Source organism: Natrinema zhouii (assembly GCF_013456555.2).
Taxonomy (GTDB): domain Archaea; phylum Halobacteriota; class Halobacteria; order Halobacteriales; family Natrialbaceae; genus Natrinema; species Natrinema zhouii.
Window position 1 is genome coordinate 436,164 of sequence record NZ_CP084883.1, and the last position, 20,032, is coordinate 456,195.

Here is a 20,032-nt window from a genome sequence, read left to right on the forward strand (position 1 = left end):
TATGGGTGAGCGAACACCACGACTCGACCTGGGGACGTTTGAGGAAGGCGAGGAGTGGGACCACACCGACACGGTCGAGGCTGTCGACGAACATGCGATCGTTCGGGGACCAATCGCCGACCGCCCCGCCGAGGGCGAGTACGACGACGAACTCTACCACGCGACCGATCAGCGGATCACGTGGCGCTGGGACGCCTCGAGCGAGGACTGGGTGTACTTCAGCGGACAGGGGTGTTCTGAGCAGCCGGTGCCGGGAACGAGCCACTTCGAGGCGGCGGAGTTCGTCGACGCTCGCACCGCGGAAACACCCGTCTGGAACGTCGAAGCCCACGGAATCGAGGGCGACAGCGAGACCGAGGTCGGTCGGGACGTCCACGACCTCCTGGCGGAAGTCGAGTCTGCTGGCGGCGGAATCGTCTACTTCCCACCCGGTCGGTACGTCTTCGAGCGGACGCCGTTGATCGGCGACGATACGATCCTGCTGGGTGCGGGTCGCGCGACGGTCTTCGAGGGATCGCGCCCCAATGGCGAGGAGGGACGGGCCCTCCTCTCCAACAGGGGCTACGACGGGGTTGAGTACAGTGGCGCGTCGAACTGGGGGATCTGTAACATCCGAATCGATTCGCCGGAAACGAACGGCATCATGCCCGCACACGCGGAAAACGTCCGGCTAGAAAACATCTACGGCGACCGCATCTACTACCATCATATCGATGTTGTGTCGTCCAAGAACGTCGATATCGACGGCTACTGGGCGACTCGAGGTGGCGATGCTGGATCGAACGCACCGATCCAGTTCGACAACCAAACATCGGAAATCGCGTCGAACAGCGTCTGGACCGGCACCGGCGAGTCGCTGGCCGGGAGCGATGGGACGCCGACGCGGAACTGCACTCTCGAGAACTTCGAAATCGATCCGGAGAACGGCCCGGACTACGGCGTCCATATGCACCGGAACGGTAACGAGTCGATCACGATCAGAGACGGGTATATCACCGGCTGTCTGTCTGCGGCGATCAGAGGTGACACCGGGGACGAGATCACGGATCTGACGATCGATTGCGTCTCGTGTATCGAGAACGCGAGGGGGATCTCGCTTGGACAGCTTAAGAGCGGTCGACGGGAGCTGACGATCACCACCGTCACGATCAGAACTGACAACCGGGGACTGGCCGCCGGATCGGGAATCTACGCGGCCGGGTTCGACGGTGCCGACATATCGAATACTATCGTCGACGGAGAGTTCACGAACTCGGTTCTCTTCGACGATATGGACGACCTGAAACTGAGTACCGTGACGGCCAGGGGAGCGTCGAGTCAGGCGTTCCGCTTCCGGGACAACGTCGATGCGACGCTGACGACCGCTCGAGCGGCGGACTGTGGCGACGCGGGCATCTACGCAGGGTCCGGTAGCAGTGTCGCCTACGGTGGCGTCACGTTCGAGGACGTCGGTCGCGAGGTCGTCGTCGATGGCGAGTTGCGGGAGTGGAACGCGTCCTCGTAGGTGGTTTCCACTTGATGTGAATGGAACCTGGCCAAAATTGCGGTCGAGCACAAAGCCTCACTACTGGCAGTGAAATAGAACGACATACCCAATCTCTCCGTGAATACTCGAGCGAGCGCTGTCCGGTCGCGATTGCCCTCGACTCATGGCGTCGACGGCCGACCAGAATACACACCACCAGTTCAAGTCGTTACTGTCGCCATACGAGAGTTCCTCCGGTTATAGTGCTCGAAGCCACACGCGTCGGCGAGTGACCTCTTCCACTCTCGACCGGCGTTTCGAAGCCGACCGATTGGATCACGGTAGACGGTCACTCCATCTCACCTCGATCACCTGCGACCGAAGGAAGCGAGAATCCGCAGCAAAAAGGGACGTCTGCAGCTGTCGTGAGCAGTTGCGTCTCGAACCGTACCCACGAATCAGTCTTCCGGCATCGTTACACGAAGTTCGCCGTCAACCTCGTAGAAGTACCCTCGCTCGAGCAACCGAGTAAGTGCATGGTTCGCGTCCTCGGATTCGAGAGCCAGCTCATCGGCACTGTGGAGAACCTCGAGTGCTTGCTTCCGAGGGATCGACTGCACGTCTTCCTGACTGTTCGAATTGTGACTGTGAGCACAAACGACATCGTAGGCGTTCAAAACCCACTCCGGAAGCGGCGGCCGTGGATCGGAGAGATCGTTCATCTCGGCTTCAGTAGTACAATCTACGATATCCATTTTCTTAATAATACCCCTTGTGGGGTGCAAAACTGCCTCCGTGAGATAGCAAACGGGCACGGATTATACTTCGAGTAAATAGGAACTAAGAATTCCATTAGGAACATCTTTCCTCTACAAATACCGCCTGAAAGTCGATTTTTCGCGCCTGACTAGTGAGGCACAACAACGTGTGCCTCGAAAGCATCTCTGGTTGGAACACAAGCACAGCACCCGCGAACGAGCGAAGCGAGTGAGCGGCCTCCGACTACTCCTCGAGTCGATCCTCGTCACCCCGCCAGAGGCGCTCTTGATACGGTAACTCGCCGTCACAAAACCCCGTATACGCTGAGAATATCCTCGTACCCGTCGGTCCGCTCGAAGAAGCTTGGCACCTCGTGGCCGTGACCGCGGATGGCAATAGCTGACTAGTTGAAGCGATCCTTTCTGACGAGTGCCCGCACTATCTCCTTGACGTCGCCGCTGCGGAGCTCTAGGAGTCCTCGGCTCCACTCGTATCGAAGGACCCGCTGTTCTACACGTGGGTGTGCATGCCCAGCGAACAATCACAGTCTTCCTTAACCCTGACCAGGACGGTTCTGATCCTTCCGATATGGTAGTGAAGGTGAGAGTGGGAAAGGGGGTGGGGGAGAGGGTGGCGGAATGGCAGATCTGAGGCAGCTTATTGTTTGCGGTAATCACCATTAACCGTTTCGCTCAGTGACAACGGGCTGATAAGTTGACACCACGATAGTCGCAAGGGGTAGATGGCGAGGGGAGCGAACTCGGTTGTTACCCACAACCAACCACTCCAAGATATTCCAAACCTCGCTTTCAGCGATCGTTCCGACATCACGTCAAGAGCCAAATTGTCGAGCACGCCAATCTCGGACCACCACTGTGGCACATCACAAAGGATGGGGCTCTACCGCCGGCCAAAGGCCAGCATTTCTGTGAGACGTGAATTATATACGAAGCCGCGGCCAACGCTGACGATGTCACTCACCGATAAGTAGGCAGCCCTTCTGGTCGCCGTCGCACTAACTGAGTTTTCCGTCCACTGCGAGGACACAAATTTCGACGCTCGAAACAAGCGTGGCAGTTCGCCGCCGATTGTCTCGTCGGTTCGTCAGTATAGTCTACCCGACCGTTCGACCCCAATCGAGTGAGTTCAGTTCGATAGCCGAATTGATCAACGAGAATCATAGCATCCGAGAGATTGTGTTTCTCTCAGAGTCTATCCAGAAACGCAGCCGCTGGATCGGTGCCGTACCGATCAAATAACGCGACATTAAGGATCAACTTTGATTCTATGTCTATTGCAGCATACAACCAAGACTACTTGCCGTTGACCTTGATAGCGGTTTCGTCGATAGCGACTCGCGACGGCGAAGCCGTCCTCAGAAACCAACGGTTTCTGAGGTCGAGGCGAATCAACGATTCGCCGACCATTGGCGAGCTTTGCTCTCCAAGAGGCTGCACGAGAGCTCTGATCTCGTGAACATCGGCAGGTCGTGTTCGATGTTAGACAGCCGATGTACCCAGTTCCAGACCACGTCGTAAGAGCCTTCAACGGCTAATTCAGCAAGAACCGTTGTTGTCTATCGAAGCGAATATTCGATCTGATGAAGGCGAATCGCCGTCAGCTCACGCTCTCGAGTGTCATCAAGTTCTGCCGTGGTGAACTGGTCGTGTTTAGTTTGTAGCATTGTGCCAGACGGCGAAGGCTTAGAGCCATGATTCTGCTGTTGACGGTTTTGCATGACTGAAATGGTTTGAGAACGAGGAGATACGTCGTTTTATCTCATGGAAGATACATTCAGCGGCGTTCCGATTTCCATGTTTTTCGTCTCGAAATTGGAGCCCAGATCGACGGAGTGCAGTCTGAAGGTGCTTTGTTCCATCGACGAGAAACACAACATCGTCGAGGTTATGTTTCTCAGTGAGTCCTTCTAGGAACCGTTCTGTCAACGCAGTCGTAGTCGTCAAATACAGCCGTATATGGAGGGTATTGTTTGTTTCTGGATTGACAGCAGTGTACAGCCAATAGCGATATCCGTCAAGTTAAATTACTGTTTTGTCGAGTGCAACGTGATTCGGCTTCTTATCATCTGCTGGCTGTAGATCACACTTGTGAACCCAATCATGGACTGCCGTGCGACTGCGTTCGACACCAGACTTCTCTAATTCTCGAACAGTATTTGAAAGCGATAGATCAGCAAGATGGAGGCGAATACCGAGCTCCATCAGCTGACGTGGTGTCCACTCTCGCTCCACAAAACTCAAATCGATCCAGTCGCTACACCTACTGAGCCGGTCGATTTTTGGCATAGAGCACCACAAAATCGCACTGCCTCACTCTTCACGCGTAACGAAACAGCGCCGGTGAACTCGCTGAGCGGACTGCGAACACGAAACCGAACGGGCGCTACGGCCGATTCACTGCTCGAATCGATCTCGCTGAGCGCTGCCATCCGTTGAGGAGATTCGAATAGAATCAGTCCGAGAGACGTGTCTCTGCCCATTCGACGACCTCCGAAGCGTGTTCGTCAGGGGGGAAGATCGGATAGAAGACGTGTCTGATACGACCATCCGAAATGACGAGAGTCAATCGCTTCAGTAGCGTTACGCCTTCGACTTCGAATCTCGGTAATTCGAGGCTATCGGCGAACTCCAACGAGGAGTCGCTTAGTAGTTCGAACGAGAGGTCGAGCCGATCCCGCGCCTCGCGCTGATACTCCGTCGCCTGGACCGAAATACCGAATACGTCGCTGAAGCCCAGCTCTAAGAGCTCTTTGTGGTGATCCCGGAATCCACACGACTCCGGCGTACAGCCTCGTGCACCCGGTATCTCTTCCCAGTAGTCGGGCGACACGTCTCGGTCGGGACGGCCCGTTCTCGGATAGCAATACACGACAACCGGCTCAGCGAACGTTGAAAGGTCGACGTTCGTCCCGTCAGTAGCCGGTAGCGACAGCGCTGGAACCGGTGCGTTCGGGAGGTGATCCGCGCCGCCATCATCTCTCGGTTCCGGAAGGTCGTCCGGAAGCGAAAACTCGTTCTCATCACCCATACGTTCGCTCCATCGGGCGGAGTTGCTAAAAGGCTTCGTGAGAAACTGGATAGTTCCGACTGAAGGGGAACACAACCTACAGCGAGATGACGCCGACCCCCTCGTCGACGTCAATGGACGTATCGAACGCCGCCGACAGCTCGACGAGTTGGTCGAGTATCGTCGCCGCTTCCTCGCCTTCGGCCAAGACGGGTATTCCGCGTTGTGGTCGCGGCTGCTTCTGCTGAAGTGTTATCGGGTGGAACTCGATCCGCTCGAGCCCTGATTCAACAGAGAACTCACAGACGGGGACGACTGACTGCCAGAACGCGGCGTTCGCAAGGTCTCCTTTCGGTTCACCGTCGTCATTGTACAGGCGCGAGTCGAACACCTGTGAGGCCCTCGTGTAGTTGTCGTACCCATACCGTTGGAAACTCTCCGGCGGGAGTCGTTCGACCGTTTCGTTCTGGACGATCAGATGGCCGAGCGAGTAAAACAGCGGGCTGCCATCGTACATTTCGATGCCGCGAAAGACGTGCGGGCCGGTCACGACGAACGCGTCCGCACCGGCGTCGACACACGTCCGACCGAATTCGCGGACGAAATCCGGCGTCTCTCTCGTCCGAGCGTGCCCACCGGGTCCGTGGTGAGCGTGGAGGGTAGCGACTACCCAGTCGGCGTTGCGCCGTGCTTCTTCGATCGACTCTACGATCGCCTCGCGGTCGTCCCCGTCGACGGCGTACTCGATTCCCCCCTCGTCGCCGGCCTCGAATTTCATGTCCCAGAAGTGGAAGTACTCCTCATCGTCCCAATCGTGGCCAACGTGCATCCCCCGATCACGCCAGGCATCTTTGACGTCCTCAATATCGAGTTCGTGGCTGAGTTTCCGGAGTTCGTCCAGCCGTGACTCCGGGAGGGTGTACACCTGTTCGATGTGGAGCGGATTGAGTCCCGGCCGACCCCGAAGTGCGGGCGACTGCTCTCCCGCCTCGCTCCCGGGAGTGATCGTCGAACAGGCACTCACCATTGCTACCCGTCCGGCAGGCGTCTCTAGGGACGCCGGCTTCCGGGCCTCGTACAGGTTCTCACCGAGCCCAGCGAATGCTGCGTTCCGTTCACGAAGCGCCGCTATCGTTCGCTCGATACTGCCGTGCGAGTAATCGATCGTGTGATTCGTCGCAGCGGAAAACAGGTTGCAGCCCATCCCGATCAGCTCGTCCGCGACGTTCGGCGGCGACCGCATGTACGTTCCGCCGCTGGCCGCCGACGGGTACCCCTCGTAGTCGTGAAGCAACACCTCGAGGTTGGTCATCGTCGCATCTGTCCCGCGCAACAGCGCCAGGAGATCGTCGAACGCGTCCGCGTTGCCCTCGTACGGCAGAATCTCTCTCGTGATCATCGAATCGCCCGTCGCGGCGAACGTAAACGTCTCTGCCTGGTGAACGGCCATGGTATCAGTGGGTAGTGAAACCATATAAATCACGTCCAGGACGACCGCAGTGTCGTCTCCGTCCTCCTGTGATCTGCGTCTCCCCGACGGGAAGAGAGGAATCTACTTCCGCGGGGATGGAGAACGGTAACACGTGTCTACTGAGAGTGACTACCGCACGGAGTCGGACTCGATGGGAGAAGTTCGCGTTCCCGCGAACGCGCTGTACGGCGCACAGACCCAGCGAGCGATCGACAACTTTCCGATCTCGGACCGCCGGTTCGGTCGGCGATTCATCGGAGCTATCGGCCAGGTAAAACGGTTCAGTGCAGAGGTCAACGTCGATCTGGGATTGCTCGACGAGGAGAAAGGCGAGGCCATCGCCGCCGCGAGCGAAGAAGTGGCGGAGGGACGTCACGACGACCAGTTTCCCGTCGACATCTTTCAGACGGGATCGGGGACGAGCACCCATATGAACGCAAACGAGGTGATCGCAAACCGAGCGATAGAGCTCATGGGCGGCAAGAAGGGATCCAAGGAGATCCACCCAACGACGACGTCAATATCTGTCAAGGGTCGAACGACGTGATCCCGACGGCGATCCACCTCGCGACGGTGGCGGCGATCGATGACGACCTCCTGCCAGCGTTACGCGACCTCCGGGATGCCCTCGCTTCGAACGCCAACGAGTTCGACGACGTAGTGAAGACCGGCCGCACCCACCTTCAGGATGCCGTTCCAATGCGCCTCGGCCAGGAGTTCTCGGGATACGCCAGTCAGATCGATCACGGCCTCGAGCGCGTCGCGGCCACGCGCGACGATCTGCTGGAACTCCCGCTTGGCGGGACGGCCGTCGGAACGGGGATGAACGTTCACACCGAGTTCCCGAAGTCCGTCATCGACCTGCTGGCTCGGGAGACCGGGCGGAAGTTCCGTCTCCCGGACGATCGGTTCGAAGCGATCGCAAACCGCGACGCACTCGTCTGGACCAGCGGGGCGCTGAAGACGGTCGCCGCGTCGATGATGAAGATCGCTAACGACCTGCGGTGGCTCTCCAGTGGCCCTCGAACTGGGTTACGGGAGATCACGCTTCCCGCCGTTCAGCCGGGATCGTCGTTCATGCCGGGGAAGATCAACCCCGTGATCCCCGAGTCCGCGTGCCAGGTCGCTGGGCAGGTCATCGGAAACGACGTCGCCGTAACGGTGGGCGGCCAAGCTGGCAACCTCGACCTCAACGTCATGCAGCCGATGATGGCCGACAACGTTTGGCAGTCGATCGACCTGCTCGCGAACGTCTCCGAGACCCTGGTGGAGCGGTGTCTCGCCGATATCGAGGCGAACGCCGATGTCTGCGGCGAGTACGCCGAGAAGACGCCTGCGGTCGCGACGGCGCTCGCGCCTCACGTCGGCTACGACGAGGCCTCCGCAATCGCAAAGCAGGCCGTCGACGAGAATCGGACGATACAAGCGGTCGCCGCTGAGCGGACGGACCTTCGAGACGAGGAACTCGATGCGATACTCGACTTGCGGAAGATGACGGAACCCAGTGTCTACTGATCGCCGCCGATAGAGCGGCGGAGATGCACAGCCCTCGTGTACGGCATGGAAACATCTTTGCTAACCGGTATGTAACGAAGCGTATGAGCGAGACAGAGGCGCTTGTAGAGCTGATCGCGAGCACGTCGTACGACGATCTCCCCGACGGGGCGGTCCGGAAGTCCAAGGAGGCGATCCTCGACTATGCCGGCGTCGCCCTGTACGGATCGGGCCACGAAGTGGGCGAGATCGTCACGGAGTACGTCGACGAGTGTGTCGGCGAGGGCGACACGCCGCTGTTAGGTCGCGACAGGACCGGGACGCCGGCAGCGGCGCTGGCGAACGGTGCGTACGGCCACGCGATCGATTACGACGACACGTTCGAATCGATCGTCTTACACCCGACGTCGCCGACGTTCGCTGCCGCGTACGCGGCGAGTGCGCGAACCGAGGTAACGGGGCAAGACCTGCTCGCCGCCTACGCGGTGGGGATCGAAACGGCGTACAGAATCGGACACGGCGTGTATCCCGCCCACTACGACCACGGCTGGCACATCACCGGGACCGTCGGAACGTTCGGCTCGGCGGCCGCTGCGGCGTCGGTGCTCGACCTCACTGCAACGGAAGTCAGACACGCCTTGGGGATCGCCGCATCGAGTTCATCGTCGCTGAAAAAGAACTTCGGATCGATGACGAAGCCGCTCCACGCGGGCCACGCGGCACAGTCTGGCGTTCGTGCCGCCCTCCTCGCAGCGAAGGGATTCACCGCGGATCCGGACATCTTCGAGGGCGATCTCGGGTACGGCTCGGTCATGACGCCCGACGGCACCTACGACTCGGAAATTCTTCGCTCCGGTATCGACGACCGGTGGGGCGTCATGGACATCGGCTACAAACCGTACCCTTCGGGCGTTATCACGCACGCCGCCATGGATGCGATGCGCGAGCTCGTCGAAGACCACGGCCTGACCCCGGACGAGGTCGATACCGTCGTCGCGACGTTGGACGATGCCGCGTCGGAGATGCTCCACCACACGAATCCCGAGAACGAGCTGCAAGCGAAGTTCTCGATCGAGTTCTGTCTCGCGGCCGTCCTCAGGGAACGCGACGTGGGTATCCACGAGTTCACCGACGAATACGTCGCCGACCCGGCGACACGGCGCGCGATGGCGGTCGTCGAACGCGACTTCGAACCGAACCTCTTCGAGGCGGACTTCGCCAACTACGGGGCGCGCGTGACCGTCCTGACGAATGATGGGCGGGAACTGACTGCGAGCGAAAAGTACGCCCCGGGGAGTCCGAACAACCCGCTGTCCCGCGAGCGTCTCGAGGCGAAGTTCCGAGAGTGTGCGTCGACGGTATTAGACGAATCGGCCGTCGATGAGGCGGCGGCCGCCATCGGGTCCCTCGAAGAGCCAGGCGCGCTCGAGCGGTTCACCGAAGCGACGACCGAATAACCGCCGTGTGGATGGAGAAGAGCGTAGTAATAGTCACGTCCACCTTCGCACGGACGTTTCTGGATAAGAGGGGTTCTCGACTAACCGAAGTGTTTTCTCGACCAACCGACGAGTAACCGGTGTCTATGACAGACACTCACAGGACCGTTCGGATCGGTGCGGCGCAGGTCGCCGAGGTGTACCTCGACCGAGAAGCCACGATCGAGAAGGACTGTCGGTACATCCGCGAGGCGGGCGAGTCGGACATCGACCTCCTCGTGTTCCCCGAGTTCCACGTCGCTGCGTCCCCCTACTGGTTCCAGTACGACGACGACTTCGACGGCTATCAAGAGTACTACCGCGCGATGTTCGACAACGCGGTGGAAGTACCCGGGCCAGGGACGAACGAACTCAGTGCGGCCGCCACCGACGCTGGCGTCGCTGTCGTCGTCGGCGTCAACGAGAAGAAGCCCGGCACTGCGGGGACGATGTACAACTCACAGGTATTCATCGACGCCGACGGGTCGCTGCTCGGCGTCCGTCGCAAACTCGTCCCCACTCGCGAGGAGCGTCTCTTTCACACGGGGGGTACCGGTGCGGACATCGCGGGATTCGACTCGTCGATCGGGACGCTCGGCGGTCTCATCTGCGGCGAGCACACCAATCCACTGGCCGTCTACGCCACGCTTGCACGCGGCGAAGAACTGCACGCCGCGTCTTGGCCCGCGATGCCCCAGCCGGATCGCGGTCCCGAGTTTCGCGAGCGCCACATCTACGCCCGGACGCGATACCACGCCTTCGCCGGCAAGGTACCGGTCGCGTCCGCCACGGGCGTCGTGACCGACGAACTGGCCGATGCCATCGGTGGCGTCCCCGAGACGTACGCCGACTCGGGGACGTCAACCGTCATCGCTTCGGACGGCGAGTTCCTCGCCGGCCCGAAGTGGGAGGGGGAAGGCATCGTCTCCGCCGAAATCGACATGGCCGACCGCGTCGAGGGAAAAGCGTACCACGACGTGCTCGGTCACTACAATCGGTTCGATATCTTTCGGTTATCGGTCAACGAGCGGCCACACGACCCCATCGTGGTGACGGGCGGCGAGCCCACCGAATCCGCAGCCGACCAGCTCGGCGCACTGGGGGCGGACGTCTCCGATGTCGACGGGCAACGGGCCGACGAGATTGCGACGGCCCTCGAGACGTTGCGAAACGTGGCCGATCGTCGTCCCGATCCGGCGCTGGCCGACCGAGTCGCCGAGCTCGAGGCGGAACTCGACGAGGAGACGTAACGGCGAGAACAGGGACGCGTCAGTGCCCGCTCATTCCCGGGCAACGAAGCGAACCGGCGCGCCGTCGCCGCCCTCGATTTTCACCGGGAACGCCTGTACGTCCAGACGCTCACCGGTTCGTTCAGCGAGGTTCGTCAGGTTCTCCGCGACCAGTACGCCCGCGCCAAGCAGGGTCCGGTGAACGGGAAATTCGGTCCACCCGTCGGTTCGCCGGGATGACGGGATATCCGGTGTGAGGACGTCCATACCGACCATCTTTACGTTTCGCTCGACGAGCCACTCCGCTAGTTCGATCGAGAGCCAGGGGTGGGATGCGTACGCGTCCGTCCCGTACTTCGCTTGCCACCCGGTGTACAGCAGTACGATGTCGTCCTCCCGTACCGTACCCTCGGCACCAGTCACGTCTTCGACGGTGATTGCTGCCGGTTCATCCCTTGAGACATCGAGGATGATCGCGTCGCCGGCGAACCGGTCGAGCGGGAGTTCGTCGATCGCCGCGCCGTTCTCGACGAAGTGTCGCGGCGCATCGACGTGCGTCCCGACGTGGGTCGGGACGCTGTAGCGTTGGACGTTGATGTCGTCGTCTGTCACGCGTTTCACCGTCTCGAACTCGGGCGCCGGCACCGTCGGCGGGTGCGGCATATCACTGGAGAACGGCTGTGAGAGGTCGATCCACATACGAAGCCTCGCGTGCCACGACGGGTTAAAGTCGACGGTCCCCTATCGAGGGTGCCGTCAGTTGTCGTTCTGGAGCGTCTCGTACAGTTTGACGACCGCAGCGGCATCGAGGTCGCCGTACCCCATCGCCTCCGCAATCCGGTACAGGCCGCTCGCACCGGTCAGCAGGCGGGGGACGTCGTTCTCCGTGGCGAATCCCTCGGCGAGCGCGACGTCCTTTCGCATCAGCGACAGCGTGAACTCGGAGTCGTACTCGTCGGGGATAATGAACCGCTCCATGTTCCGATCGAGCGCGTAGGACGCCCCGGAGGAGTCGGAAACCGTCTCGGCGAATGTTTCGTCCGGAATTCCGGCCGACCGCGCCATCGTCAACGCCTCGGAGAGAACCAACTGATTCATACCGAGCATGTAGTTGTTGATCACCTTGAGGGTCACGCCCGTTCCCGTCGGCCCGACGTGGTGGATCGTCTCGCTGATCGTCTCCAGAACGGGGCGCACGCGCTCCAACGTCTCCTCGAGGCCGCCGACGAGAATCGTCAGTGTCCCCTTCTCGGCGTTTCGAGCGCCGCCGCTGACCGGCGCGTCGAGGTATCCGGCCCCGACTTCCTCGCAGGCGTCGGCGACCTGGGTGGAAACCGCCGGCGAGACGGTGCTCGTATCGATCAGGATATCGCCGGACGACAGTCCCTCAATCGCACCGTCGTCCCCGAGCGCCGCGGCCTCGAGTGCACCGTTGCTGGGGAGCGAGAGGAGGACGACGTCCGTCTGTTCAGCCACTTCCTTTGCGGAGCCGGTTACTGTCGCTCCCTTTCCTTCGAGTGCCTCCATCGGGACCGGATCGATGTCGAAGACGACGACATCGTACGCCTCGAGCAGGACCGTCGCCACGTGGCCGCCGATGTTTCCCAGGCCGATGACCCCAACTGAGCCGGTCATCGATCGGTCACTCGATCGGGTCCGGTAGCCGTCGATACACCGATCGGTGTGCTGTATTGTGCTGTCATAACTTCCCGTGCCAATCGATGGTCCCCTTTCGGATATTAATCTTGCCGTTGTGGGGACCGAAGTACGGGAACTTAAGAGGGTAGACCGGGATCTGTTGACATATGGCAGACGTTGGATTCATCGGACTCGGCGAGATGGGCACACCGATGGCCGAACACCTTACTGACGGGAACGACGTCCGGGCGTTCGACATCGACCCGACTGCCGTCGACCGACTCGAGGACGCGGGGGCCATGCCCGCGTCGTCCGCGGCGGCGGCCGTCGACGGAGCGGACGTCGTTTTCCTCTCGCTTCCGACGCCAGGAACCGTCGAGCAGGTGGTCGACGAGACGGCCGACTCGTTTCGACCGGGAGCGATCCTCGTCGACCTCTCGACGTCGACGCCGTCGACGACCGAGCGCGTCGCGGCGAGAGTGGCCGATCGCGACGTCGACGTCCTCGGCGCACCGGTCAGCGGCGGTCCCTCCGGGGCGAAGGCGGGCACGCTCTCGGTGATGGTCGGCGGCGACGGGTCCGTCTACGAGGCGTGCCGGCCGCTGTTCGACGCGTTCGCGGCCGACGTACTCCACGTCGGCGAGGAGCCGGGTCACGGTCACGCCGTGAAGTTGCTCAACAACTACCTCTCCTTTACCGGGTTTCTGGCGGCGTCCGAGGCGGTGGCGCTCGGTCGCGTTGCCGGCCTCGACGCCGAGTCGCTCCTCGAGGCCGTCAACGCGAGCAGCGGCCGGAACAGCGCGACGGCAGACAAGTTCCCGGAGTACGTCCTCTCCGAATCGTACGACATGGGATTCTCGCTCGAGTTGATGGAGAAGGACGTCCGCCTGTTTCAGGAGTTCGCCGACGCCCACGACGCGCCGGTCCTGCTGGGAAGCGTGATCCGCAACCTCGTCGGGTACGCCCGCTCTCAGCAGGGTGGCGAAGCGGACATGACCCGCGTATACGAGTTCATCGACGACCAACTGGTGCGCGACTGACTGTCCACGACCACTGAAGTCGGGGCGACGGCTCCCTCGTCGGCCACCGATCGCCGGCCATCTCGGGATCTGACACAGATAGCTTTTTAAGGGCGATTGATAATTGTTCACTCGACGCATTATGCCAACGCCAATCACGGGTGTCGTCGCGCCAGTCGTAACGCCGATCGACGACGACGAACTCACCGTCGAACGAGTCGCCGACAGCGTGGAGTTTACGCTGGAGTGTGGCTGTCACGCCGTCGTCGCCTCGGGGACAGGCGTCCAGGAGACCGTCGCCCTCGCGCCGGCGGAGCGAAAGACACTGATCAGTGAGACGGCCGATGCGGTCGACGACCGCGTCCCCATTCTCGCGGGCGTTTCCTACCCCGCACAGTCCGTCGTCTCCGATCTCGTCGCCCACGCGGAGAGCGAGGGTGTCGACGGACTGCTCGCGATGCCGCCGTGGGGTCTCGAGCCGAGCGCTGACGCGATCGTCCGGTACTACGAGGCGATCGCCGCAGAGACGGATCTCCCCGTTCTCGTCTACAACAATCCCTCAATCACGGTCGACATGACAAAGGAAACGATGCGATCGGTTGCCGAGATAGATGGCATCGAGTACGTCAAGGAGAGCTCCCGCAACTGGCAGAAAGTGGGCTGGCTGCTGGAAAAGATCCACCACGCCGGCCACGCAGAGATATTTACGACGATGGACGTACTGCTCCCGACGCTGCAGTCCGGCGGGTCGGGAGCGGTCATTCCCGCACCGGCGACCGTTCCGGCGATGCGAGTGTACGAGGCCCACGAGGTCGGCGATCTGGAGCGGGCGGTCGCTGCCCAGCGGACGTTCGGTTCGTTTCCCCCGGACGAGGTGTCGACCGGCCTCACCGCAGTGTGTAAGGCCGCGACGCAGCTCGCTGGCGTCGACGTCGGCCCGCCGCGGCCGCCGTACGACGCTGTCAACGACGAGGGGCGGGCGGCCCTCGAGGCGTGGCTCGACGAGCAGAACGTTCCGAGAGCGTAAGCGGCGAGCGCTGCGATATCGCGTCGAAAACCGAGTCCGAACTGATTCACTGCATCGCTATTTCGTCTAATATCGGATGGAGATACTCCTTCAGCCGATTCGGATTCTCGACCATCGGGAAGTGGCCGATTCCCGCCATCTCCTCGAAGTGCGCGCCGTCTATCTCCGCCGCGACCTTCCGCGTGTCGTCCGGGCTCGCCGAGTAGTCGTACTCGCCGGTGAGGAGGTAGACGCCACTCCGGTCGGTGTCTATCTCCGCGAGATCGCCTCGAGCGTCCCAGTCGTTCGCATAGAAGTGGAGGTCGCCGGTGTAGACGCCGTGCCCGGCCTGGCTGTAGAGCCACCACGACTCCCGCTTGCGGCGCTCCGGGCTCTGGGGTGCCTGCAAGCTGTACACCCACTCCGGACGGACGACCTCTTGGTTGACGTGCGGGTGATCGAGGTAGCCGATATCCCTCGTCGGCGCGTTCGCGGTCGTCTCCAGACCGATAACGGTGCGAACGTCGTCCGCGTACGCTCGCGCGAGTTCGAGGACGATCGCCCCGCCCATCGAGCAGCCGAGGACGACCGGCCGCTCGAGATCCAGTACCCGAACGAACGCGGCGACGAAACCGGCATAGAACTCCGTCGTCAGCCGGTAGTCCTCAGTCCACCAGTCGTCGGTGGTCGGCGGCAGCGTCTGGCCGTGCCAGGGCATGTCGAACGCGTAGACGGTGTAGTCGTCACGCACGTCCGCGTCGTTCAACAGGTGACGATACTGGCGCGAATCCGCGCCCGCAGTATGCAGGCAGACCATTGGGATCTCGCCGTCACCGGCGGTTTCGTAGTAGGTTCGGTACTTCTTACCCTCGAACTCGATCCAGACGTAGCCGGCGTCGACAGGTTCGAACTCGCCGTGCTCGAAGTCGGCCGGCTCCGCACTGTCGTCACTCATCGGCGACCTCCCGGAAGACGCCGATCATCCGCTCGAGCGGCCGGAGATGCTGAATAGCCGTCTCGAGGTCGCCCTCCACCGTCGCGTCGCCGCCGAGCCACGCAGCGAGGAGGTCATGGTGTCGCGGCGGCGGCGTCTCCGAAAGCAGCTTCTGCCACGTCGACTCGGGAGCGCGTACCGCGAAGTCCCACGACACGAAGTCGGGATCGTTGGCGACCGCCACAACGTCGCTGTTGTCGACCGTTAGCGCGTACGCGGCGTCGCCGAAGTCGAACAGGATCGTCGCTTCGAAGGCTCGACTCGTGCGAGCGAACTGGTGATCTCCCGAGAGCGCTGTCGCGGCGGCGTCGATCCAGTCGCCACTGGGAAACGATAGCATACCGAAGGATTCCTCTATCGCATACTTAACGTTTCGGCCGACGAAACCGCGGCTGTCGATCAGTACTGGCGTTCACTCCGCTCGAGACTTATGGACCGGTCCTCGAGGCTCGTACTCCATGCGCTCGGCAACGGCGTCGGCAACCTCGTCGCCGAACTCGCGGCGCACGAGGTGGAATGCGAGATCGAGCCCCGAAGTGACACCACCGGCGGTCACGACGTCTCCGTCGTCGACGACTCGAGCGTCGATAATCTCCGCACCCGATTCCCGGAGGTCGTCGATAGCGCTCGCGTGCGTCGTTGCGGGACGCCCGTCCGTGATACCCGCTTGCGCGAGGAGCATTCCGCCGGTGCAAACCCCCGCGACCGAAACGCCCCCGCCAGAGAGTCGGCCGATGGCGTCAGGGATAGCCCCGCGTTCCGCTTCGGCCCAGGCACCCGTCTCGCCGCGTGCCCCCCACTGGCCACCCGGGACGAGGACGAGATCGGGCGAGAGATCGGCGAGCCGATGATCGATACCGATCCGGAGGCCGTGACTGGCCGTCACTTCGGCAGTATCGTCTACCGTACAGAGCGTTACCGTCACGTCTGCACCCATCTCGCGTGCGTTTTCGAACACCTCGAAGGGCGCGATCGCGTCCAGTTCGTCGACACCGCCGAAGAGAATAATCGCAATGTCCATGAGTAGTCTTCACGAGGTGCCGTTAAAATTGTTCGGACGAGAGAACGGCGTCAACGAGGAACGCGACGGTTTATTCGCTGTCCGCGTCGCCGGCCTTCGGTCGCGTCCGTCCGGTGGAACCGAACCCGAACAGACTTCGTAGGAGAGCGATCGGTTTCGGCTTTCCAACTGCCGATTGAACGACGAACAGCGCGATGGCAATGGCGAGCGCGATCAGCTGGACAGTTCGCGACGGATGGACCATCGCGAGGACGCCGGTCACGGTGAACGTGATACGAACGGGAATCGCGATGGCCCGTTCGAATCCGAACGTGTAGTTGATCCCGTGAATCATCGCGATCGCACCGAGCAGCGCGAACGCGCCGGACGTGAACACTTGCGTGTTGAACGCCGTGGAGACGATTTCGGGGTGGTAGACGAACGCGAACGGAAGGATGAACAACGGTGCAGAGATCTTGATCGCCTCGACGCACGTCTTCCAGAAGTTCCCGCCCGAGATCCCGCAAGCGACGGCGACGCAGGTCGCAATCGGCGGCGTGAGGCCCGCGAGGATGGCCGCATAGAACACGAAGAAGTGTCCTGCTAGCTCGGGAAGGAGGAACTGGTTGATGAGCGTCGGAGCGATGAGCAGCGCGACGACGGTGTACGACGCCGTCGTCGGCATCCCCAGTCCCAGGATGATGCAGATAATCATCGCGAGGATAGCCGCGATCAACAGGACGCCACCTGAGAGTTGCATCAGCGTGAGAGAGAGGGACGTCGGCACGCCGGTCGCGCCGAGAATGTCCACGACGCCGTTTATCGCACCGAGGATGATCGCCACCGGTGCGAGGACGACGACGCCTTCACGCGCGCCATCGAGCGTTTCCCAGACGCTCCGCCTCGCCGATTCCTCCATCGATTCGCCATCTGTCCCAATCGCAGCCTGAATTAGGGGAATCAGCGTGCCGGTGAGCAACATCGCCACTGCGGTCCACAGCGCGGCGGTCATCACAGTTACCTGCTGAATTCCCAGTTTGTAGATCAGGATCGCCAGCGGCACACCGTACTTCACGACCTCGGTGGCGAACTCCATCTGCGGCATCGGATCCTGAATGAGTGTCTCGGGATCGGTGTCGTCGAGTTGGGGCACGGAGACGTAGTGAACCGCCATGAAGATCGTCACCACCAACACTGCCGCCGGGATCAAGCCGGCGACGATGACGTCCGCGTAGGTGATACCGGTGATCAGGTTCGCCATGATGAACGCGCCGGCTCCCATGACGGGCGGGAGCACCTGTCCGGACGTGGAGGCGACGGCCTCGATCGCTCCCGCAGTCTCGGCTTTGATGCCGTTGCGCTTCATCAGCGGGATCGTGAACGATCCGGTCATGCCGGCGTTAGCGGTCTGGCTTCCGTTGACCGACCCGATGATCGCCGAGGACAGCACCGCGGTCTGGGCGATTCCGGAGTCGATGTACCGGGCCGAGCGGAAGGCCAGGCGCATGATTAGATCGAACGCACCGTAGGCCTTCAGGAAGCCCGCGTACAACAGGAACAACGCAATCCACGCCGCGACCAGCTGGGTCAGGAACCCGAAGAATCCGTCGATACTGATGACGAGGATACGCATGAGGCGCTCCCAACCGATGCCGGAGTGCGCGAGCGGACCGGGTGCGAGCATTCCCCAACGGCCGTAGCCGATCCCCAGGAGAATGACGGCGAGAAACGTCCCACCGAACGACCGCCACGTCAGGTAGATGATGACGAGCGTGAATACTGCCGCCATGTAGAGTTCGTGCTGAAACGCGCGGCCCTGTCTGGTGACGTACAGCGCGTGGAAGTTCGTGAAGAGGTACACGCAGGTGATCGCAACGTCGATCGCCGAGAGCGTCAGTAGCCCCGCTTCGATCCGGTTCCCCGGGCCGTAGGCCCGCTTGAGATCGGTGAGCAACTCGTCTCGCCCGCCGCCCGCCAAGTCCATCAGTTCGGTGAGGATGAACAGCTCGAGGATACCGCCGAAGAAGACGATGCCGTACTTGGCGCGAGGCATCGCCTGATCCCAGGCGTACCAGATAACGACCGCCCACAGCAGGACGGAGAGCCCGATGAGGACGTTGCGCATCGACACCAACTTCGCATCCCACGGATCCTCTGTTTCGATCCCCTGATTGGTCTCCGGACCCGACTCGCCGTTTTCTGCCATCTCACTCACGATAGACCACAACCGGAGTACGGATGGTCAAATCGTTTGTCTTCTGCGACGTCTGTCGTTGCATAGTTTTGCATTCAAAGCCAGATCGGTGTACTAAGTCGAGTCTCTACGCCCTGTCGCCGACGTGTCATTCGTTCGTCGAGCCTTCGGTCCACTCGTCGTTCCAGACGTCGTTATCCTGCCAGTATTCGGCGACGCCGGGATGGATTTCTAGGTCAGGGATGACGGCAGCGGTCATGGATTCGACGCCCGAATGATCAATCGCAGTCGGGTCCGCATCTCGGATGGACTCGTGTTCTTCGGCGGAGAGGCGTGCGACTTCCTTCACAGCGTCGGCAGGGACGTCGGGGCCGAACGCCCACTGGCCGGAAAGGACCCAGGAAGTAGTGGTATCTGTGACGGTGGTAACGTCCTGCTCCCACTCATATGGGTACTCATCGAACTCCTTCAGAATCGCACCGGGGACGTTCTCGATGGCCTGGCGGAAGTTGTCGTCGACCTCCATCAGGTACAGACCGCCGTTACTACGGACGTCGACTTCCTGTACCCAGCTGGAGAGGTTGACGCCGTTCGCGCCGTAGACACAGAGCGCGTCGGCACGCCCTTCCTCGACGGCACCCGGAATGTCGCTGGAGTCGACGTTCAGGATCTCGTTTTGGTCCCAGAGACCGGCTTCCCTGATCACTTCTTCGGTGAGAAGACGGGTCCCGAAGCCGGGCTGGATCGGGTAGATTGTGTAGCCACCGTCTTGTAGGTCGGCCGTCGACTCTAGGTCCGACCCCTCCATCGCGACCCAGTGAATCTCCAAGCTGGTGAAGACGAACCCCTGCATCGGGAGGGAGTCGACGGGATCCTCTGCGAACGGGCCCTCCTCGTTCATCGCCTTCGAAAGAGAATTGTTGTCGACGCCGACCGTACCGAAGTTGTCGTTGTCGAACTCGTAGAGGTTCGCCGTCCAGCCGTCCGTGTTCTGAACGGTAATCGAGATACTGTCGCTGTTCTGGCTGGCAGCCCGCGCGAGCGCCTGCGCGGCCTGTTCCGTCGACGTCCCGGACCCAGCACCGGCGATGGTCATCTGGTACTGGTCGCCGCCGCCCCCACCGAGGCAACCGGCCATACTGATCGCTCCGAGCGTTGTTGCACCTTTCACCACGTCCCGACGGGACACGTCCTTGTTAGACATCTTCACACGGACGATTACCCCACTCATTATTAAAGATGTGGGTATCTGTATAGATAC

General features: G+C 61.4%; 15 protein-coding genes and 3 pseudogenes. 6 read left to right on the forward strand and 12 right to left on the reverse strand.

The window, feature by feature from the left end; all coding sequences use genetic code 11:
• The first annotated feature begins 1 nt into the window (after position 1).
• Positions 2-1,504: a glycosyl hydrolase family 28-related protein gene (locus HYG81_RS42280; protein ID WP_226778160.1), complete on the forward strand. Its 1,503-nt coding sequence runs from the start codon at positions 2-4 to the stop codon at positions 1,502-1,504.
• Positions 1,505-1,923: 419 nt separating this feature from the next.
• On the opposite strand, the gene HYG81_RS42285 is transcribed toward HYG81_RS42280, so the two are convergent.
• The 5 genes and pseudogenes from HYG81_RS42285 to HYG81_RS42310 form a co-directional block, all read right to left on the reverse strand.
• A complete protein-coding gene (locus HYG81_RS42285; RefSeq protein WP_226778161.1) occupies positions 1,924-2,187 on the reverse strand; it encodes a hypothetical protein in 264 nt (87 codons plus the stop codon).
• A 1,140-nt stretch (positions 2,188-3,327) separates the two neighbouring features.
• Positions 3,328-3,594 (reverse strand): annotated as a pseudogene (locus tag HYG81_RS42290) (DDE-type integrase/transposase/recombinase); the annotation flags it as partial.
• A gap of 333 nt (positions 3,595-3,927) precedes the next feature.
• Positions 3,928-4,530, reverse strand: a pseudogene (locus HYG81_RS42300) (IS6 family transposase).
• Positions 4,531-4,696: 166 nt separating this feature from the next.
• Positions 4,697-5,272, reverse strand: coding sequence for a peroxiredoxin (locus HYG81_RS42305; protein ID WP_226778162.1), 576 nt, complete (start codon positions 5,270-5,272; stop codon positions 4,697-4,699).
• A 76-nt stretch (positions 5,273-5,348) separates the two neighbouring features.
• Positions 5,349-6,701, reverse strand: coding sequence for a CapA family protein (locus tag HYG81_RS42310; RefSeq protein WP_226778163.1), 1,353 nt, complete (start codon positions 6,699-6,701; stop codon positions 5,349-5,351).
• A gap of 172 nt (positions 6,702-6,873) precedes the next feature.
• On the opposite strand from HYG81_RS42310, the pseudogene HYG81_RS42315 reads away from it, so the two are divergent.
• The 3 genes and pseudogenes from HYG81_RS42315 to HYG81_RS42325 all read left to right on the forward strand — a co-directional run bounded on the left by HYG81_RS42315 (position 6,874) and on the right by HYG81_RS42325 (position 10,941).
• Positions 6,874-8,237: pseudogene (locus HYG81_RS42315) on the forward strand (class II fumarate hydratase).
• An 83-nt stretch (positions 8,238-8,320) separates the two neighbouring features.
• A complete protein-coding gene (locus HYG81_RS42320; protein ID WP_226778164.1) occupies positions 8,321-9,673 on the forward strand; it encodes an MmgE/PrpD family protein in 1,353 nt (450 codons plus the stop codon).
• A gap of 125 nt (positions 9,674-9,798) precedes the next feature.
• Complete coding sequence (locus tag HYG81_RS42325; RefSeq protein ID WP_226778165.1) at positions 9,799-10,941, forward strand: carbon-nitrogen hydrolase family protein; 1,143 nt, start codon at positions 9,799-9,801, stop codon at positions 10,939-10,941.
• Positions 10,942-10,971: 30 nt separating this feature from the next.
• Here the strand turns inward: HYG81_RS42325 and HYG81_RS42330 are convergent, their stop codons facing one another.
• Together HYG81_RS42330 and HYG81_RS42335 are read right to left on the reverse strand one after the other, a co-directional pair.
• Positions 10,972-11,619, reverse strand: coding sequence for a cyclase family protein (locus HYG81_RS42330; protein WP_226778166.1), 648 nt, complete (start codon positions 11,617-11,619; stop codon positions 10,972-10,974).
• Between the two features lie 57 nt (positions 11,620-11,676).
• The gene (locus HYG81_RS42335) at positions 11,677-12,555 is read right to left on the reverse strand and encodes an NAD(P)-dependent oxidoreductase (RefSeq protein ID WP_226778167.1); all 879 of its coding nucleotides are present in this window, start codon (positions 12,553-12,555) and stop codon (positions 11,677-11,679) included.
• Between the two features lie 170 nt (positions 12,556-12,725).
• Here HYG81_RS42335 and HYG81_RS42340 point away from each other — a divergent pair, with 170 nt between their 5' ends.
• Positions 12,726-13,598 (forward strand): NAD(P)-dependent oxidoreductase, encoded by an 873-nt coding sequence (locus tag HYG81_RS42340; protein ID WP_226778168.1) that lies wholly within the window; start codon positions 12,726-12,728, stop codon positions 13,596-13,598.
• Between the two features lie 121 nt (positions 13,599-13,719).
• Positions 13,720-14,604 (forward strand): dihydrodipicolinate synthase family protein, encoded by an 885-nt coding sequence (locus tag HYG81_RS42345; RefSeq protein WP_226778169.1) that lies wholly within the window; start codon positions 13,720-13,722, stop codon positions 14,602-14,604.
• A 46-nt stretch (positions 14,605-14,650) separates the two neighbouring features.
• Here HYG81_RS42345 and HYG81_RS42350 read toward each other — a convergent pair whose 3' ends face one another.
• The 5 genes from HYG81_RS42350 to HYG81_RS42370 form a co-directional block, all read right to left on the reverse strand.
• Positions 14,651-15,538 carry an alpha/beta fold hydrolase gene (locus HYG81_RS42350; RefSeq protein ID WP_226778170.1) on the reverse strand — a complete coding sequence of 296 codons (888 nt, stop codon included), beginning with the start codon at positions 15,536-15,538 and terminating at the stop codon, positions 14,651-14,653.
• Positions 15,531-15,917: a hypothetical protein gene (locus HYG81_RS42355; RefSeq protein WP_226778171.1), complete on the reverse strand. Its 387-nt coding sequence runs from the start codon at positions 15,915-15,917 to the stop codon at positions 15,531-15,533. The genes HYG81_RS42350 and HYG81_RS42355 overlap by 8 nt, the downstream gene beginning before the upstream one ends.
• A gap of 72 nt (positions 15,918-15,989) precedes the next feature.
• Positions 15,990-16,598 (reverse strand): DJ-1/PfpI family protein, encoded by a 609-nt coding sequence (locus HYG81_RS42360; RefSeq protein ID WP_226778172.1) that lies wholly within the window; start codon positions 16,596-16,598, stop codon positions 15,990-15,992.
• Positions 16,599-16,668: 70 nt separating this feature from the next.
• Positions 16,669-18,702: a TRAP transporter permease gene (locus HYG81_RS42365; protein ID WP_226778402.1), complete on the reverse strand. Its 2,034-nt coding sequence runs from the start codon at positions 18,700-18,702 to the stop codon at positions 16,669-16,671.
• A gap of 217 nt (positions 18,703-18,919) precedes the next feature.
• Positions 18,920-19,975 (reverse strand): TAXI family TRAP transporter solute-binding subunit, encoded by a 1,056-nt coding sequence (locus tag HYG81_RS42370; protein WP_340674449.1) that lies wholly within the window; start codon positions 19,973-19,975, stop codon positions 18,920-18,922.
• Positions 19,976-20,032 lie beyond the last annotated feature (57 nt).

What these genes read in the sequence shown, in the direction of transcription:
- HYG81_RS42280 (WP_226778160.1), top strand. Translation starts at nt 2, where the DNA reads ATGGGTGAGCGAACACCACGACTCGACCTGGGGACGTTTGAGGAAGGC.
- HYG81_RS42285 (WP_226778161.1), bottom strand. Translation starts at nt 2,187, where the DNA reads ATGAACGATCTCTCCGATCCACGGCCGCCGCTTCCGGAGTGGGTTTTG.
- HYG81_RS42305 (WP_226778162.1), bottom strand. Translation starts at nt 5,272, where the DNA reads ATGGGTGATGAGAACGAGTTTTCGCTTCCGGACGACCTTCCGGAACCG.
- HYG81_RS42310 (WP_226778163.1), bottom strand. Translation starts at nt 6,701, where the DNA reads ATGGCCGTTCACCAGGCAGAGACGTTTACGTTCGCCGCGACGGGCGAT.
- HYG81_RS42320 (WP_226778164.1), top strand. Translation starts at nt 8,321, where the DNA reads ATGAGCGAGACAGAGGCGCTTGTAGAGCTGATCGCGAGCACGTCGTAC.
- HYG81_RS42325 (WP_226778165.1), top strand. Translation starts at nt 9,799, where the DNA reads ATGACAGACACTCACAGGACCGTTCGGATCGGTGCGGCGCAGGTCGCC.
- HYG81_RS42330 (WP_226778166.1), bottom strand. Translation starts at nt 11,619, where the DNA reads ATGTGGATCGACCTCTCACAGCCGTTCTCCAGTGATATGCCGCACCCG.
- HYG81_RS42335 (WP_226778167.1), bottom strand. Translation starts at nt 12,555, where the DNA reads ATGACCGGCTCAGTTGGGGTCATCGGCCTGGGAAACATCGGCGGCCAC.
- HYG81_RS42340 (WP_226778168.1), top strand. Translation starts at nt 12,726, where the DNA reads ATGGCAGACGTTGGATTCATCGGACTCGGCGAGATGGGCACACCGATG.
- HYG81_RS42345 (WP_226778169.1), top strand. Translation starts at nt 13,720, where the DNA reads ATGCCAACGCCAATCACGGGTGTCGTCGCGCCAGTCGTAACGCCGATC.
- HYG81_RS42350 (WP_226778170.1), bottom strand. Translation starts at nt 15,538, where the DNA reads ATGAGTGACGACAGTGCGGAGCCGGCCGACTTCGAGCACGGCGAGTTC.
- HYG81_RS42355 (WP_226778171.1), bottom strand. Translation starts at nt 15,917, where the DNA reads ATGCTATCGTTTCCCAGTGGCGACTGGATCGACGCCGCCGCGACAGCG.
- HYG81_RS42360 (WP_226778172.1), bottom strand. Translation starts at nt 16,598, where the DNA reads ATGGACATTGCGATTATTCTCTTCGGCGGTGTCGACGAACTGGACGCG.
- HYG81_RS42365 (WP_226778402.1), bottom strand. Translation starts at nt 18,702, where the DNA reads ATGCGCAACGTCCTCATCGGGCTCTCCGTCCTGCTGTGGGCGGTCGTT.
- HYG81_RS42370 (WP_340674449.1), bottom strand. Translation starts at nt 19,975, where the DNA reads ATGTCTAACAAGGACGTGTCCCGTCGGGACGTGGTGAAAGGTGCAACA.